This is a genomic window from Microbulbifer variabilis, assembly GCF_056232115.1.
Genome location: NZ_CP174325.1, coordinates 4202093 through 4218664, shown reverse-complemented (window position 1 = coordinate 4218664; position 16572 = coordinate 4202093). Strand labels below are relative to the sequence as shown.

General features: G+C 49.9%; 13 protein-coding genes. 8 read left to right on the top strand and 5 right to left on the bottom strand.

Going from position 1 to position 16572, the window contains the following annotated elements; all coding sequences use genetic code 11:
* Positions 1 to 4 precede the first annotated feature (4 nt).
* From ACJJI7_RS18775 to ACJJI7_RS18760, 4 genes are all read right to left on the bottom strand, one after another.
* Complete coding sequence (locus tag ACJJI7_RS18775; RefSeq protein WP_282953375.1) at positions 5 to 1255, bottom strand: efflux RND transporter periplasmic adaptor subunit; 1251 nt, start codon at positions 1253 to 1255, stop codon at positions 5 to 7.
* Positions 1256 to 1754: 499 nt separating this feature from the next.
* Entirely contained in the window at positions 1755 to 3053 is a 1299-nt protein-coding gene (trhP, locus tag ACJJI7_RS18770; RefSeq protein WP_444901520.1) for a prephenate-dependent tRNA uridine(34) hydroxylase TrhP, read from the bottom strand.
* A 224-nt stretch (positions 3054 to 3277) separates the two neighbouring features.
* Complete coding sequence (locus ACJJI7_RS18765) at positions 3278 to 3838, bottom strand: cytochrome P460 family protein (protein ID WP_282953377.1); 561 nt, start codon at positions 3836 to 3838, stop codon at positions 3278 to 3280.
* 118 nt (positions 3839 to 3956) lie between these two features.
* Positions 3957 to 4574, bottom strand: a complete 618-nt coding sequence (locus ACJJI7_RS18760) for a Crp/Fnr family transcriptional regulator (protein WP_020412953.1) — start codon at positions 4572 to 4574, stop codon at positions 3957 to 3959.
* Positions 4575 to 4916: 342 nt separating this feature from the next.
* Between ACJJI7_RS18760 and ACJJI7_RS18755 the strand changes: the two genes are divergently transcribed.
* On the top strand, positions 4917 to 6401 hold the full coding sequence (locus ACJJI7_RS18755; protein ID WP_282953378.1) for a bifunctional 2-methylcitrate dehydratase/aconitate hydratase: 1485 nt from the start codon (positions 4917 to 4919) through the stop codon (positions 6399 to 6401).
* Between the two features lie 133 nt (positions 6402 to 6534).
* On the opposite strand, the gene ACJJI7_RS18750 is transcribed toward ACJJI7_RS18755, so the two are convergent.
* Complete coding sequence (locus ACJJI7_RS18750; RefSeq protein WP_282953379.1) at positions 6535 to 7473, bottom strand: porin; 939 nt, start codon at positions 7471 to 7473, stop codon at positions 6535 to 6537.
* Between the two features lie 285 nt (positions 7474 to 7758).
* On the opposite strand from ACJJI7_RS18750, the gene ACJJI7_RS18745 reads away from it, so the two are divergent.
* The 7 genes from ACJJI7_RS18745 to murB all read left to right on the top strand — a co-directional run bounded on the left by ACJJI7_RS18745 (position 7759) and on the right by murB (position 16185).
* A complete protein-coding gene (locus ACJJI7_RS18745; RefSeq protein ID WP_475717143.1) occupies positions 7759 to 10299 on the top strand; it encodes a DNA internalization-related competence protein ComEC/Rec2 in 2541 nt (846 codons plus the stop codon).
* 79 nt (positions 10300 to 10378) lie between these two features.
* The gene (locus ACJJI7_RS18740) at positions 10379 to 11002 is read left to right on the top strand and encodes a MotA/TolQ/ExbB proton channel family protein (protein WP_020412948.1); all 624 of its coding nucleotides are present in this window, start codon (positions 10379 to 10381) and stop codon (positions 11000 to 11002) included.
* A 15-nt stretch (positions 11003 to 11017) separates the two neighbouring features.
* Complete coding sequence (locus tag ACJJI7_RS18735) at positions 11018 to 11437, top strand: ExbD/TolR family protein (protein WP_020412947.1); 420 nt, start codon at positions 11018 to 11020, stop codon at positions 11435 to 11437.
* A gap of 88 nt (positions 11438 to 11525) precedes the next feature.
* Positions 11526 to 13355: a lipid A export permease/ATP-binding protein MsbA gene (gene msbA / locus ACJJI7_RS18730; protein ID WP_444901522.1), complete on the top strand. Its 1830-nt coding sequence runs from the start codon at positions 11526 to 11528 to the stop codon at positions 13353 to 13355.
* Between the two features lie 9 nt (positions 13356 to 13364).
* On the top strand, positions 13365 to 14399 hold the full coding sequence (lpxK, locus tag ACJJI7_RS18725; RefSeq protein ID WP_282953383.1) for a tetraacyldisaccharide 4'-kinase: 1035 nt from the start codon (positions 13365 to 13367) through the stop codon (positions 14397 to 14399).
* Positions 14389 to 15156, top strand: coding sequence for a 3-deoxy-manno-octulosonate cytidylyltransferase (kdsB, locus tag ACJJI7_RS18720; protein ID WP_282953384.1), 768 nt, complete (start codon positions 14389 to 14391; stop codon positions 15154 to 15156). The genes lpxK and kdsB overlap by 11 nt, the downstream gene beginning before the upstream one ends.
* A 12-nt stretch (positions 15157 to 15168) precedes the next feature.
* Positions 15169 to 16185, top strand: a complete 1017-nt coding sequence (gene murB, locus ACJJI7_RS18715; RefSeq protein WP_282953385.1) for a UDP-N-acetylmuramate dehydrogenase — start codon at positions 15169 to 15171, stop codon at positions 16183 to 16185.
* The last annotated feature ends 387 nt before the right edge of the window (positions 16186 to 16572 follow it).

Sequence of the window (16572 nt, the reverse complement as noted above, 5' to 3'; positions counted from 1 at the left end):
GGCTTTAGTCAATAATCTGGATATGCTCAGCTTCATTAAAATTGGCCATATCCGAGAGGATGATGCGGTCCGCTTCATTGACGCCTTGGGTGATCTGGATGTATCGGCCCGACTCCTCGCCGAAGCTGATGGGCTGGAGTGCCGCTTCCTCCCCGTTTTCGTTAATCAGGAAAAGGTTGGTCTCACTGTGCCTTTGCACATTGATAGGTCTCTCGACGAACAGTGTATCTTCCATCGTGGCGGTGAAGATCCGGGCATCGACGTTGAGTTGTGGCCTGGCAGACTCCGGGGCGCCCGCGCTAAAAGCAATTTCCACTTCAATATTGCCGTCCCGAACCTCAGGAGTAATACGGGTTACCACACCCTCGACTTTTTCCCTGCGGGTATCAATTTCAGCGGGCTGGCCAACTTCCAGTTGCTCTGCTTTGGATTGTGGTACTTGAACCAGGGCGAGTAGATCTGTCTCGCTGCCGATCAATGCCAGCTCCTGGCCGGGATCGACACCTTGCCCCAGCTCTACCGGTAGTCGTTGCAGTATGCCGTCCAGGCCGGCGCGTACTGTCAGTCGGTCTGTACGTTGCTGGATACTTTGCAATTGGGTCTGGGCTTGGTTGATTTGCTCGCGCTGGATTAACTCTGATTCGACGGCGACTTTGCGCAGATGGTTGATACGCTGTTTTTGCAGGTCCACACGTTTTTTCATCTGTTCCTGGCGTAAGACGGTGGTTTGGTAGGTGAGCTGGGAAACCACTCCACTTTTTACCAGCTCGTCCTCAGCTTCGCGACGCAACTTGATCACTTGGTAATTGGAGTTCAGTTCCGCGAGTATGGCTTCCTCCGCGAGAACATCGCGCTGGTTGTTCAGAACAAGCCGACGCAGATTAGCTTCCTCTTGTTCCAGGGAGGTTTCGGCTGCATCCAGGTCGCGCATTAACTCTGGATTACTCAGCTGCATAATGATGCTATCACTTTGTACTTCTGCACCGGGACGCAACATGATTTTTTCAACATTCGCTGCGGTTAGGGCGGTAATTAAAGTCTGCTTGTCTGAACGCAGCCTACCGTAGCCATCTACCACAACCTGCAGGTCTCCCCGTTGGACGGTACCCAACATCAGCTGTTCCCGCTCAACCTTGTAGGCGCTGTCAGGAAGTAACAACAGGGTGCTGGTAAATGCCACAAAAGCAAGAGCAGCACCACCTAGCATTAAAGGGTGCTTAATCAGGGGGCGTTTCTTAGGTTTAAGAATATCCATATTGCGGCATTTCCTTGGTTAAGCAATCGTTGCACGCTTTTCTACTGTGAAACCTTGATGCAGAGGCGAGTTAGAGGTGGAAAATCATAACTATTTAAAAAGGGTGTATTCCTGTTGGAACTCCGAGGTAGGGCGGATTTTTATCTTGTAATTAGTACTGTCGAGCATATTTTTGTGATCAAAACTCAGGGCTTTAAAAGGGTTTTAGGTGAGGCTGAAAATGCAGGAAAATTGGTACAAGAACCAGTTGCTTGCGGTGAATGGTGGGGAAATACAGGACGGTTTGAATATTATGAGGTGGGCAGTCACTTGAGAGGTTTAACGATTACCCAATGCATTTTGAGGATAGGTTCACAAGTAAAATTGTGGAGATGTAGTGGGAATAAAGGTGTCGTGGCTTAGTGAATCCGGTAGATTGTCTAAACCACTACACCTTTAACAAAATATATTTGCAAAACGAAGAGCTTGATAAGCCATAGTGCAAATTACAGGCCGAGGGTTATCCCAGAGCTTTGACCAATAGCGCCTGTTGAAGTTGATCGTCATCAACCCCCTCTGGTCGGGGTATTTGCACGATATGCCCGGATCCCGGAGCTACATCGATCGCTTTGCCTTCCGTATTCTCCATTTGCTCCAAGGGGAAGAACAAGCTACCGCTGGGAGTCATTAACTCCAATTGATCACCGCGCTCAAAGCGATTTTTAACATCAATCGTCAAATACTCAGGACTTCCGTCAATAAGCTCGCCTACGAACTGTTGGCCCGGAGTTGATATCAACCCCTTTTCATATTGCTGGTATTCTGCTGGTGGATGGCGACGGTAGAAACCTTCCGTGTAGCCCCGGTTCGAGAGGGTTTCCAATTCGTCCATCATCTTCATGTCAAAGTCTTTTCCTGCTGCAGCATCGTCTATCGCGCGACGATAGATCTGAGCAGTGCGAGCCACATAGTAGTGGGATTTGGTGCGACCTTCGATTTTTAAAGAGTGAACGCCCATTTCCGAGAGGCGCTTGACGTGCTGTACGGCCCGCAGATCTTTGGAGTTCATGATGTAGGTACCGTGCTCATCTTCGTAGGCCGGCATATATTCTCCAGGGCGACCTTCTTCCTGTAGTAAAAAGGCCTGGGAAGTACTTTCACTGGCGGAGGTGGGTTGCTGGGCGGGTTGCTGGATAGGTTCCTGGGTTTGCACATGAATCAACTCGCCAACTTCATTCTCTTTGGCTTCATGAGCTTGGTATTGCCAGCGGCAGGAGTTGGTGCAGGCGCCCTGGTTGGCATCTCTATGGGTCATATAACCGGATAGCAAGCAGCGCCCGGAATAGGCGATACAGAGCGCACCGTGGACAAAGACTTCCAACTCCATCTCGGGCACTTTCTGGCGAATTTCTTCAATCTCATCCAGGGACAGTTCCCGGGAAAGTATCACCCGAGATAACCCCTGGCGATGCCAGAACTTTACGGTTTGGTAGTTTACCGCATTGGCCTGCACGGATAGGTGGACTGGCAGATCAGGCCAGCGCTCCCTTACCATCATTATCAGACCTGGGTCGGACATAATCAGGGCGTCAGGCCCCATTTCGACAATTTCTTCCAGGTCCCGCAGGTAACTGCGAACTTTGTCGTTGTGAGCGGCGATATTAGAGGCGATATAGAACTGTTTTCCCTGCTGGTGTGCTTCTTCTATGCCTAGGCGCAGGGTTTCAATATTTTTAAATTCATTATTGCGCACACGCAAGCTGTAGCGGGGCTGGCCGGCATAAACGGCATCGGCACCATAGGCGAACGCATATCGCATATTTTTTAAAGTCCCTGCGGGGGACAGTAACTCAGGTTTAAACACGGAAAAACTCATAGTGGAATAGTCGGACGCGGCCGCATGTTAACGGTATTCAAGATCGCGCTAATTGATATAAATCAATTAGCGCTGGGGTGGGGGTGATAAGCTGTTATGGAGGGAATCTATGCTGTTACTCTAGCCGAATAATAGACCTCTAACCTCTGATTTTTGCTGTTTACTTTTTAGTTCTGCAGGACCTGCTGATAACCCTGTGTGTATACCCAGTCATTATTCTTGGCAGGCAAATGACATCCAAAACAGTTGTTAAGCCCGGTGCCTTTCCAGGTTTCAGTTTCACTTTTGGCTATTCCTGGCTTAAATAAAGCCCATCCCCAGCCTTCGGCCCAGGCCTCGTTTTTGGGAAATCGCCCTTCAGTGTCCTTTACCATCATAAATGTGAACTGGAGATCAGAGGAGTAGTATGCCAAACCAGTAGTAAGTGGTTCTGATTTGGTGCTGTTGACGTCTTTTACCAGTACTGCGCCATCCGGGAATTTTCCGGTGTTACGAAAGGCTTTAACTGCCGCAGGTTGGGTGTAAACATTGTGGGTATCCCATCCCTCGCCATTCGAGGACTTTACCTGATAAGAGCCGAGAAAGGTCCAGTTTTGGCGGTAATCCTTAGGCAAGGTGATATTTCCCCGTGGATCGACGAAATCACTGAATGTGGACTTTAGGTTTTCCTTGGCTATGGCCTGCAAGCTAAAGAGAATTCCCAGTGTCGCTAAACAGATGGTCCGCATGACGTCTCTTCCTATGTTGATTCAATAGAGATGAGGATTAACTCTGGCCCTCAATATTTTGAAAGTATAGGGAGGCGAGGGGTGATGAACTGTCAGCTAGCTGACAAAAAAATTGGATTTAGCCTTGCGCTAAGTCTTTGAGGGCGTTTTTGTTAAGTAAACATATATGTTGGCGTGTGTAATCGATTACGCCTTCCTGTTTCCAACGGTTAAGTAGCTGGCTGACAGTTTGTCTACTGCCGCCGGCCATAGCCGCTAACTCAGACTGGGAAAGCCTAACGTCCAGTTCATGCCCGTGGGCGCAGGGTTGCCCCCGAAAATAAAAGAGTTGAGATAACAAGCTTGCTAATCTTACAGGCAGTGGTGCGGTGATATGCTGAAATATACGCTGCTGCAACAGGGATTCCCTGTTGGCTAAATGCTCTATAAGGTCTTCTGGGGTTTGTGACAGAGAAAGCATCAGTGTATTGAGATTTTCTGGAAAGGTTACCTCTAGCTCACAGCCTATTTTGGCAATTGCTTCGATATCTTGTGAATTCCCGCCTAGGCCGGGGCCAAACCAGGAGCCTGGTCCATATAAGTCTACAAGCCCAGAATTGCCTTGAAAATCCACTTTATGGATAAGAACATAGCCTGTATGAATAAAATAGATTTTTCTGGATTCTTGTCCCTGGCGGAATAATACTGTTTCTTTAGCGCAGTATATTCTTTTTGTTTTAGCGGCTATTTCTTGCAATTTAACATAATCCTGCTGGGGGCTCTTAAAGTTAGGTCTCTTTGTTTCGAGCGAGTTAGTTTTTTTGGGGGGGGAATTGAACCCTTAGCCTAATGTCTAATTTCAAACAATATCGCGTCGGGTGCACCCTAAATCCCTCACAAGCTGGTGTCTTAAATAGTAATGGTCTGGCAGGCCGACTTAATGTGGCGGTCGTAAATTCCAGGAGCCAGTATCATCAAGATATTTTTCTCGATTATCAAGCTTCGGGTCGAGAATCTCACTTCAAACTGATTAGTGGCGTTGTCGAAAACAGCTAAACTTGTGTAATTTCCTTTTGTTTTTTGCATCAGGCTCTTAGCTATGTGTTCTGATTCAAGCCGGGCTGACCGCCCAGATTATGATCAGGTGATACAGGATATTGCTGATTATGTTCTCAAATTCCAGGTTGATTCTAATGAGGCTTGGCGAACATCCCGCTATTGCTTGATGGATTCTCTGGGTTGTGCGTGTCTGGCATTAGGTTTTCCTGAATGCACTAAATTATTGGGTCCTCTGGCAGAGGGCACTGTGGTGCCTAATGGGGCCCGTGTGCCGGGTACCCAATTCCGTATGGACCCGGTAAAGAGCGCCTGGGATATAGGCGCTACCATTCGCTGGCTGGATTACAATGATACATGGCTTGCGGCAGAGTGGGGGCATCCATCTGATAACCTGGGGGCCATATTGGCGGTCAGTGATTATCTTTCCCGGAAGAAGATATCCGTTGGGGAGCCCCCGCTAAAGATGCGAACAGTCCTGGAGGCAATGGTTAAAGCCTATGAGATCCAGGGTGTATTGGCACTGGCTAACAGCTTTAATCGTGTGGGACTCGATCATGTTTTACTTGTGCGGGTAGCTTCGGCGGCAGTGACGGCCTGGTTAAAAGCGGGGAGCCGGGAAGAGGTGATGGCTGCAGTCTCTCTGGCATGGGTGGATGGCAGTGCTTTACGTACCTATCGACATGCGCCTAATACTGGTTCCCGTAAGTCCTGGGCTGCAGGAGATGCCACATCCCGGGGAGTGCGTCTGGCTGAAATGGCTTTGGGTGGGGAAATGGGGGTGCCTAGCGCGCTGACAGCAAAGCAGTGGGGGTTCTATGATGTTTCTTTCAGTAAAACCAATGCCGATCAGAAAATAAAGGCGCCGGTAAATCGCCAATTTCACTTTTCCCGGGAGTACGGCTCCTATGTTATTGAAAATATTTTGTTCAAAATTTCTTACCCAGCCGAGTTCCACAGTCAAACAGCTTGTGAGGCGGCGATTATTCTGCATTCAAAGATTGAAGGACGTTTTGCAGATATTGATAAGGTTGTAGTCACTACCCATGAGTCGGCAATTCGGATTATTTCCAAAACAGGTCACTTGGCTAATGCCGCGGATAGAGATCATTGTCTTCAATATATTGTTGCAGTCGGCCTGCTGTTTGGAGATTTGTCCGCCGGGTGTTATGAGAATGATTTTCACCAGGATCATCCGGAAATAGATGAGTTACGTAAAAAAATTGAAGTTGTTGAGGATAAGCGTTATAGCGATGAGTATCTCGACCCGAACAAGCGATCTATTGCCAGCGCGGTCCAGGTATTTTTCAGGAATGGTAGCGAGACAGAAAAGATTGAAGTGGAATATCCATTGGGGCACAGACGCCGACGTAAGGAGGGTATGCCGTTGCTAGAGGAAAAGTTCAGGTCAAACCTGCTCTCGCGTTTTCCTCCTCATCGGGCGGAAAAAATCATTGATCTCTTCAAAGCACAAAAGAAATTTGAGGAGACGCCGGTAAATAGATTTATGGATTTATTGGTAATTTGACCAATTCAATTTTCGCTTAAAGTGGATACAGAAAAGGCGGCCAGAGGCCGCCTTTTCTTAAGTTCTAAAGATATATGACAGCCAAACTGCTCAACCCAAACCCAATTTGGATGACTGCCCTATAAAGCAATAATTAGAACTTGTACTCAGCACCGATACCGGCATAGCTGCGGTCGTAGTCGCCATCAGCAGTTTCGTCGGTGTAGAAACCGAATACTTTGGCAGAGCTGTTGAACTTGTAGTCAAGGCCCAGGCTGTAGGTCTCACCACCTTCCTTTTTAATATCAGACTGGCCGTACTGAGCCTTCATAGTCCACTGTTCGATTTTGTAGGCTACAGAGCCCATCCAGCCGTCGGTGCTGTTGCCAGCAGCGTCTTCCTGGTCTTCGAACAACGCACCTACCTGTACAGGGCCGATGTTGTACTGGGCTACAAAGCGTTGAACGTCGATGTCCTGGCCTTCAACATCCTGGTCGAATGCATAGGCCATGAAAACGCCATTGTTATCGTAGGCAACAGAAGCAGAGATACCGTTGTTGCGCTCTTCGCCAGTTTCTTCGTTAATGACTTCGCCTTTATTGCTGATATAAGCAGCAGAAGCTTTGAAGCCAGCGAAAGAAGGAGTAGTGTACTGCAGGGCATCTTCTTCGCGGTTGTCGCTGCTGGTAATCAGGCTTTTGATATCGCCTTCCAGGTCGTTGAACAGGTCAACTTTCTTCTGCGCAACTTTCAGCGGGGTGTCAAATTTACCCGCGATAACCTGACCAAAGCCGCCTTCCAGGCCAGCGTAGATGTTGCGTTGGGAGAAGGTGTCATCGGCGTCTCCGTCCATATCTACTTCGTATTCCATACGGTAGATACCCTTGATGCCGTCGGTCAGGGCGATTTCACCCTTAACGCCCAGGCGGGAAGCGTTGCTCTGAACGTCAGTTTCAGAGCCATCACCCTCATCAGCAGCCTGGAAGGTGACATTGGCTTTGCCGTAAAAGTCGAGTACATCGCCTTCATCTTGGGCGTTGGCCATTGTAGGAATCATGGCAACGATGGCCAGAGAGAGAGCGGTCTTATTCATAGTCGTCTCGCACAGTTTATGGTTTTGGGTTGAGGGGTGGCCTTCCGTTCTGTTTGTTGGCTGTCCCTCTATTTGGTGCGGATTTTGCGACTTGAATATTACAAACATGTTAAAGATGGCACTTTTCTTAAAAAAATATGACCAGGCGGTGCCATTAATAACAGTTAAGGCAGCCTGAAAATTGTAAATCACGTCGTTTTAAGCCTTGAGTGGTGCAGCTGTATATCTTTTGTAGATGAAGCCTTTGTGTGGATTCCTTACAGGGAGTATTTCTTATTGATAGCAATGGGCCGCAGGCTGACAGGTTCCCCTGTCGCCAAAGGAGAAAGAAGAGCTGGTGGATCTAGGGTACCGATACTTGGCGGGCCGATTGTGTGGCTATGGGTGTTTTCCCTGTCAATTGTATTGGTTGGGCTACTTCCCGTATTGCCCCGGCCCACAGAGCTATTGGGTGGCTACCTGGTAGTAAGCCTTGTTGTGGCACCGTCTTCGCAGCGTATCAGTCTATGGGGCATTCTTTTAGTGTCCTTTGCTGGGTCGTCCTGGGCACTATTTTCCAACCAGGCAGTCCTGGATCAACGATTGCCTCTTTGGGCTCATGGGTCAGATCATTTCTTGGATATAGAAGTCACTTCTTTGCCAGAAATCCGCTCAGTAGACGGAGGGAGCTGGCAGCGAGATCCGGGTGTCAATATACGCTTTCAGGCTAAAGTGGTCTCTACGAATGAAGATATTGTCTCTGGGAGTCTTCTCTATCTCACCTGGTACCGAGTAACTCCGAGCGCTCTTGTTCAATTGCGAGGTAACAGTCATTGGAGGTTGCCCGTCCGTCTAAAGCGACCGCGGGGTAGTGTAAACCCCTATGGGTTTGACTACGAGGGCTGGTTATTGCGTCGTGGTGTGTATGCAACTGGCTATGTTCGCCCGAAAGATCTAAATCCAGAATGGTTGGGGCAGGGCTGGGGACTGGCGAAAATACGCGATGTGTTTCGTGAAGCTCTTCGAGAACTGCCGATTGAAAGGCCTGCACTGGCGGCTGCGCTGCTACTAGGGGATCGCAGTGGGCTCAGTGGAGAGGAACGTGAAATATTGCAGCGGACGGGGACAGCGCACTTGTTGGCCATTTCTGGACTTCACGTTGGGATGGTTGCGGGCTTTCTACTGCTGATCGGTAATATGATTAGTCGAAGTGCTGGTGTGTTTATTGGCGCTAGCCTGAGGTTACTTCCGGTCATCTTGGCGTCTTCCGGGGTCTTGGTTTACACCCTGCTGGCTGGCGCACCGCTATCAGCCCAGAGGGCGATGGTAATGACATGGGTGTTGCTACTCGCCTGGCAGTGGCGCCGTAGGATAGGTGCGGGATTTGCTTTCGCTCTGGCTTTGACGCTTGTACTGGTGATTCAGCCTCTTGCCTTTTACGAAGCTGGATTCTGGCTGTCATTCGCTGCAGTAGCGGCGTTGCTCCTCGGCTTCGGTGGGCGACAGGTGATTGGGAAGGGACACCAGGACCAAGGTAGGGAAGGGGGTTGGCGGTCGTTACCCAGGGTTGCAGATACTCTCAATGCTTTTCTTCAGCTGCTACGTAGCCAATGGCTGGTCGCGCTGGGCTTGATACTACCTTCAGTTGTCTACTTTTCCGGTTACAGCAGCGGCGGATTACTGCTTAACTTACTCGCTATTCCGTGGTTGGGCTTGCTAATCCTGCCAGCTTTGATGTTGGGGGCTTTGTTAATAAACACGGCGTTGGGGCATTTGTTTCTCAGTTTTGCCGGATGGCAGCTGGACCTTCTCTTGCAGCTATTGGAGAGAGCTGACAGATACTTGCCCACCTGGCAGGCTCTGAGCCCTCCCCAGGGTGTGTTGATGTTATCAGTTGTCGCGGGGTGCCTGCTGATGTTACTGATGCCGAGGGGAATGCCGGGAAGAAACCTGGGGTGGCTATTCCTGTTACCTCTGATTCAACCGGTATTGCCTCTACCTGCAACTGAGCGTGAGGGGCTCACATTTGCTGTGTTGGATGTAGGGCAGGGCCTGGCTTTAGTTCTTTATTCTTCACGGGGTAAGCTGGTAGTTGATGCCGGGCCGGTTTCGAATTCCGGATGGAGTGCGGGAAATACAATTGTTGCACCGTTTCTCAGTGGTAGAGGAATTGATCAACTGGATGCGCTGATTGTCAGCCATGGTGATCAGGATCACGCCGGGGGCGTTGAGGGGGTGTTGTCTGGTAAATCTGTTAGCAACCTGTACGCACCAGGAAAGTTAGGGCAAAAATTAGCGGCTGGCTTGGATGTATTCTCCAAAACTTGCGTTGCGGGCAAAGAAGAAAAATTTGGTGATATTAATATCCGCTGGCTTTGGCCCGAGCAAGTAACAGTTACTGGTGAGGAGAATGACCACAGCTGTGTTGCCCTGGTTGAATGGGGTGAGGTACGGATATTGCTAACCGGTGATATCAGTGCTGCAGTAGAGCGCCGCCTGGTAATGACTTATCCGCAGTTTGTTCCAGTGGATGTACTGGTGGCACCTCACCATGGTTCAAAGACTTCATCATCCATGGCTTTGTTGAACTGGGCAAAGCCCAGACATGTTGTTTTCAGTGCGGGATTTCGTCATCACTTTGGTCATCCACACTCAGATGTGGTTGCGCGGTATCATGAAGTTGGTGCGCGAATTTTCAATACTGCCGACAGTGGCGCGGTTGAATTTTTCTGGGGGGAAAACGCTCTAGAACCTGAAATTTTTATCGCGCGGTCGGCTCCGCGATTTTGGTATGCGAGTCACACTGATAGCGAAGGATTACCTGGAAGACTTAGCCGCCGGGAGTAGCTGTGATAAAGTGCCCATCCTGCATCTCAAGTGCAGAAGAAAATTACGAAAATCCCTCTCGCTGTTTGGGGCCAAAAAAGTGTTTGAAATAATAAAATCTGGCGGCTGGCTGATGTTGCCGATCCTGCTTTGTTCTGTTGCCGTAATTGCAATTTGTATTGAGCGCCTTTGGACTTTGAATCCCCAGCGTATTGCACCGCGTACTTTGCTAGGAGATGTTTGGGGGTGGCTGAAAAGCAACCAGGTAAACGCCGACAAGTTAAAAGAGTTACGTGACTCCAGTCCTTTAGGGCGCATTTTTGCTGCAGGGCTTTCCAACTCCCGTCATGGGCGGGAGGTTATGAAAGACAGTATTGAGGAAACTGCGAGCCAAGTGGTCCACGACCTGGAGCGTTTCCTGGGTGCATTGGGCACGATTGCTGCTGTTGCCCCTTTGATTGGTTTATTGGGTACTGTTATCGGTATGATCCAGGTGTTTACGGCAATTATGCTTGAAGGCACCGGAAACGCGGGTGTACTGGCCGGAGGTATCAGCCAGGCTCTGATTACCACTGCCGCCGGTTTGACTGTCGCGATTCCTGCACTGATGGCACACAGGTACTTTCAGCGCCGGGTAGATACCATCGTAGTGACTATGGAGCAGGAAGCGGTAAAACTCGTGGATGCTTTACACAGTGACCGCAAAATCGAAGATGCGGCCTGAGCGAGGTAGCAATCCATGCAGTTTCGCCGCCAAACCAAAGAGCAGGATGGGGTAAACCTAACGCCATTGATCGATGTGGTCTTTCTGCTCCTCATATTTTTTATGGTGTCTACTACTTTCACCAAAGAGAGCCATCTCAAGTTGAACCTGCCTGAGGCCGCGGGCCCTCAGGCAGCGGATCAACCGCAAGCTGTAGAAATTCTGATCAGTGCAGATGGCTCCTATTCGGTGGATGGTCAGGCACTGATCAATAAAAAACTGACCACTTTGAAATCTGCGCTGTCGGAAGTATCCGCAGGCGAGTACAATCGCCCGCTTGTTATAACCGCCGACGCCACAGCCCACCACCAGGCCGTGGTTCGTGCAATGGATGCCGCTGGACAGCTGGGCTTTGTCAACCTAAGCATTACTACACGGCAACCGGAAGAGAACTAGCGCGCAAAGCCTGCCTCGGTACTGCGATTGGTTGTAGGTTTTGTGTGCGATCCCGCCCCTTAGGGGGTGGGTCCAGTCATTGGTCTGTATGAAGAAAGTAACCTTGCCCCCGAGCACACCACAGCGCGGGGCGCACACTTATCGACGCCTGCTCGCCTACGCCCGACCGCATCTGGCCATTTTTGCTGTTGCGGTACTGGGATTTTTCCTGTTCTCCATCATGGGCGTGAGCCTGATTGCTGTTACTGAGCTATTGCTCGACGCTGTTGGTGCAGGTATTCAGGAGAGCAGGGGGTTCCTATCCAAGTTTGTAGCATCCCATTATCCCGGGGGGGTTATGCCCCAGGAGACTGCTCGTTGGTTGGTACCTCTTGCGATGCTTTTGATCATTGTGTTGAGAGCAATTGGAAACTTTGTCGGCAGCTACGGCTTGGCTTATGTGGGTCGTGCGGTGATTCACGAGCTGCGAGCCCAGCTGTTTGAGAAGATTGGCCAGCTGCCCAGTGCTTATTTTGATCGCTACACGGGCGCCTACCTCATCTCCAAAGTTTCCTATAACGTCGAGCAAGTAACTAACTCTATCACTAAGGCCGTAAAGGTTTTATTTCGTGAGTCTTTTACCACTATTGGTTTGCTGGCATACCTGTTGCTAGTGAACTGGAAGCTGACACTGACTTTTTTCTTGTTTGCGCCGTTTATTGCCCTGATTGTGCGTACGGTGGGCAAGCGTTTCCGCAAGTTGAGCCACAGGATACAAAACTCCATGGGTGACGTAACACATGTTACCCAAGAGGCAATTAATGGCTATCAAGTGGTACGCATGTATGGTGGTCAGAAATACGAAAATTCGCGATTCCAGTCTGCCAGCGATAACAATCGCAGGCAGTTTATGAAACTGGTGGTAGCCAACAACGCCAGTGTATCTGTGATCCAAATCCTGGTAGGGCTCTCAACTGCCACTATCGTATGGCTGGCGTTGGCCCCGGGCATGGTGGAGGCGATGACTGCCGGTGTTTTCGCAGCCTACATTGGCGCGGCGGCTTCCCTGGCAAAACCGGTGCGCAGTCTGTCGGAAGTCTTTGCTGATATCCAGAAGGGTATTGCTGCGGCGGAGAGTATTTTCGAAGTGATGGATGCGCCGAAGGAGTCGCAAGGCGGAAATGTGGATTTGCCCAAGCCAGTTCGTGGCTCGGTTTCCTTTGAGGCACTTGACTTTAGCTACGATGAATCCGCGCCCCAGGTGCTATCTGATATCAGCTTTTCAGTAGAGCCGGGTGAGACTATTGCATTGGTCGGCGCCTCCGGTTCCGGTAAAAGTACTTTGGTGAGCCTGCTGGCACGTTTCTACGAGCCAACAGGTGGCCGTATTCTGGTGGATGGTACCGATATTTCATCGGTACCTTTGCAAGATCTCCGCAGGCATATCAGTATGGTGTCGCAAAATATTGTGCTGTTTAACGACACAGTTTATCGAAATATTGCTTACGGTGAGCTTGAACATGCGCCAAAGGAAAATGTATTGCGTGCAATTGAGCAGGCGCACGCAGCAGACTTTATTGAAGAGCTGTCTCAGGGACTGGAAACTGTTCTGGGTGATAATGCGCAGATGCTTTCTGGTGGCCAACGCCAGCGGTTGTCAATTGCTCGGGCCCTGCTTAAGGATGCGCCAATTTTGATTTTGGATGAAGCAACCTCTGCATTGGATAATGAATCAGAGCGGCATATCCAGGCTGCCTTGGCAGAAGTGATGAAAAATCGCACTACGTTTGTTATTGCCCACCGCTTAACTACCATCGAGAATGCCGATCGTATTTTGGTAATGGAGAAAGGACACATCGTAGAGAGTGGTAACCACGTAGAGTTACTCGCTCGCGGGGGGCGTTACGCCACTTTGTTGCAACAGCAGACAATGGGATAGGGCACTTGGATGTCACTGGAAGACTGGTTTAACAAGCGCTGGTATCCGGAGAAAGGGAAGGGGCGTTCCCTCTCCCTGTTGACGCCACTGGAAATGCTCTACGGTGGAGTGAGTAGGCGGCGTCGGGTATTAAACTCACGTACGCCACCGGAACCTCTTTCAGTACCGGTTATTGTGGTTGGGAATATTACCGTTGGTGGTGCTGGCAAGACACCACTTGTGGCAGAGCTCGCGCGCTGGCTTAAAGAGCGGGGCCACAACCCCGGTATTATCAGTCGCGGTTATGGCGGGCGAGCTGAGCGTTACCCCTATCAGGTTACAGCGCAATCACATCCATTGGAGTCTGGCGATGAGCCTTTGATGCTGCACCTGATCACTGGAGTTCCAGTGATGGTTTCCCCACAACGCACTGAAGCCGCCCAGGCCCTGATCGACTACCACCAGTGCGATGTGATTCTCTCGGATGATGGTTTACAGCATTACAGTCTCTGGCGGAGCCTGGAAATTTGCGTAGTGGATGGCCATCGTGGCCTAGGCAACGGCCATATGTTGCCGCGGGGCCCGCTACGGGAACCCGCCACCCGCCTGCAAAGTGTGGATATTGTGGTTAGTAATGGCGAGCCAGAGCCCAAGGTAAAGCAGCAGTGTGGTGATTTGCTCGAATTCCAAATGACACTGGAGCCATCTTGTTGGCACCAGTTCAATCTAGACCAGACCTCCACCCTGCGACTGACTTCCGGACCAGAGATCGGCCCCTGTCATGGAGTTGCAGCAATAGGTAATCCCCAGCGGTTTTTCCGCGAACTGCAGAAACTTGGCTACAAGGTGATGGAGCAGCCCTTTGCGGACCATCATCAGTTCAGTCCACAGGAGCTGCATTTTGATGGCGAAACCCCAGTGCTAATGACTATGAAAGACGCGGTGAAATGCCGGGATTTCTGGGAGAGCCATTGGTGGGCACTTGAGGTGCGAGCGAAATTACCAGACCTTTTCTATCAGAAGGTGCATCAGCACCTGCAACAGTTTTGCCAACATGAAAAATAGTTTCTCTTTTGACGTAATTATTCCCGCTCGCTTCGGTTCAAGCCGGTTACCTGGTAAACCCCTGGCTGATATTGCCGGCAAGCCTATGGTTCAGCATGTTTACGAGCGTGCCAGTGAGAGTAGTGCAGAGCGGATTTTTGTCGCTACTGATGATATGCGCGTGGCGGAGACTGTACGTTCTTTTGGTGGTGAAGTGTGTATGACATCCACGGAGCATGCGTCAGGAACTGATCGCTTACAAGAAGTGGCAGCAAACCTGGGGTTGTCCGACGATCGTATCCTGGTAAATGTACAAGGGGATGAACCCTTGATTCCGCCTCAGGTTATCGATCAGGTAGCTTCCAATCTCGCGCAAAATACCGATGCGGGCGTTGCTACTCTGGCAGAGCCAATTCTTACCCTGGAGGATTTCCATAACCCGAATATCGTTAAGGTTGTAACTGCAGAATCCGGTTTGGCCCGCTATTTTTCACGTGCTCCCATTCCCTGGCCCAGGGATGCTTTTGCTCAGGATAGCAGCGACCTACCTGCAGGCCTGGAACCACGTAGGCATATTGGAATCTATGCTTATCGAGTGGCGCAGCTACAAAGTTTTGTGACTTGGCCAATGGCCCCTCTGGAGAAATTTGAAGCTCTGGAGCAGCTGCGCTTTTTGTACCACGATGAGAATATTCATGTGGCTAATGCTTGTGCAGAGGTACCTGGCGGTGTAGATACTGAACAGGATCTTCAGCGCATGCGCTCACTGCTCGGCTAAAGCTGAACCTCAATGATAGAGAATGATATTGATCTGCAACCGCATAATACTCTGGCAATTTCTGCGCACAGTGCATTCTTTGCCAGGGTGGAAACGTTGGAGCAGTTGCGTGAGGCATTAGCATTTGCCCGCGAGCGCTCCCTGCCAATATTGCCCCTTGGTGGTGGTAGTAATATAGTTTTAACAGGTGATTATCCGGGCCTGGTCATTCAGGTCGACCTTCGTGGTTTTTCTATTAGGCCTGACAATTCGGGCCATATTCTAGAAGCGGCGGCTGGTGAAAATTGGCACCGAATAGTAATGGCTACGGTGCAAGGGGAGTTGGGAGGGCTTGAGAATCTTGCCCTTATTCCTGGCAAGATAGGTGCTGCACCAATCCAGAATATTGGTGCCTACGGAGTTGAGTTGTGTGATCGCTTCGTGAGTCTCCAGGCAATGGAGATCGCAAGCGGTGAATTGCGAAACTTTGCAGCAAAAGATTGTAGTTTCGCTTATCGTGACAGTGTTTTTAAGGGGAAACTCCGGGACAAATATATTATTACCCAGGTGAACTTGTGCCTTCCCAAGAAATGGCAAGCGCATATTGATTACCCCGCGCTAAGCCAGTATGTAGCTGGACAAAATTGGAATGTTGATAGGCTTACACCCTCACAGGTTGCTCAGGCGGTAATTTATATTCGCAACAGTAAGCTGCCGTTGCCGGATAAAATCCCAAATGCCGGCAGCTTTTTTAAGAACCCTATTGTCGATACCCATAGCTATCTGAATCTCAAGGCAGAGCACCCGGATCTCGTTGCATTTGCTGCTGGGGATTGTTGGAAGTTAGCTGCAGGCTGGTTAATAGATCGGGCTGGTTGGCGCGGTGTCAGGCGTGACGCTGTCGGGGTTCATGAGTTGCAGGCTCTGGTACTGGTAAATCCAGGTAGAGGACCCGGTGCTGAAGTGACGCGATTGGCTGAAGATATTGCTGAAGATGTCCATGCTAAATTTGGTGTATCCCTGGAGCCGGAACCCCGTTACTACCCCTAACATCTCTTCGGTGCTTTTGCTTGCAGCTCACGGACTCTTTTTTCTTTCATAGGCTCTTCATTTGGGGGCTGCTCCTTAAGCACAGTTAATCGTGCGCAGAGTCAATCTTTTGTTGGTCGTAGTTACCCTGATCAAAAGTTCCCGGGCCAGTTGAGTTTGACTGCCAGAAAACTATCATCCCCAACAGGGCTTTATGCTGCCCTTTCCAAACTGTAACTATATAACCAAAAGTAATGCAGCATGATTCATATATTTCGATTTGTACCATAAACATTTTCTTCACATATCCGTATCAAAGGGCGCAAATAGTGCGGAAAGGAGAATGTTGATCGCAGAAAAATAACTTGGTACGTTTTTACGGTATAATAAATGGTTATAAAGGCAGCA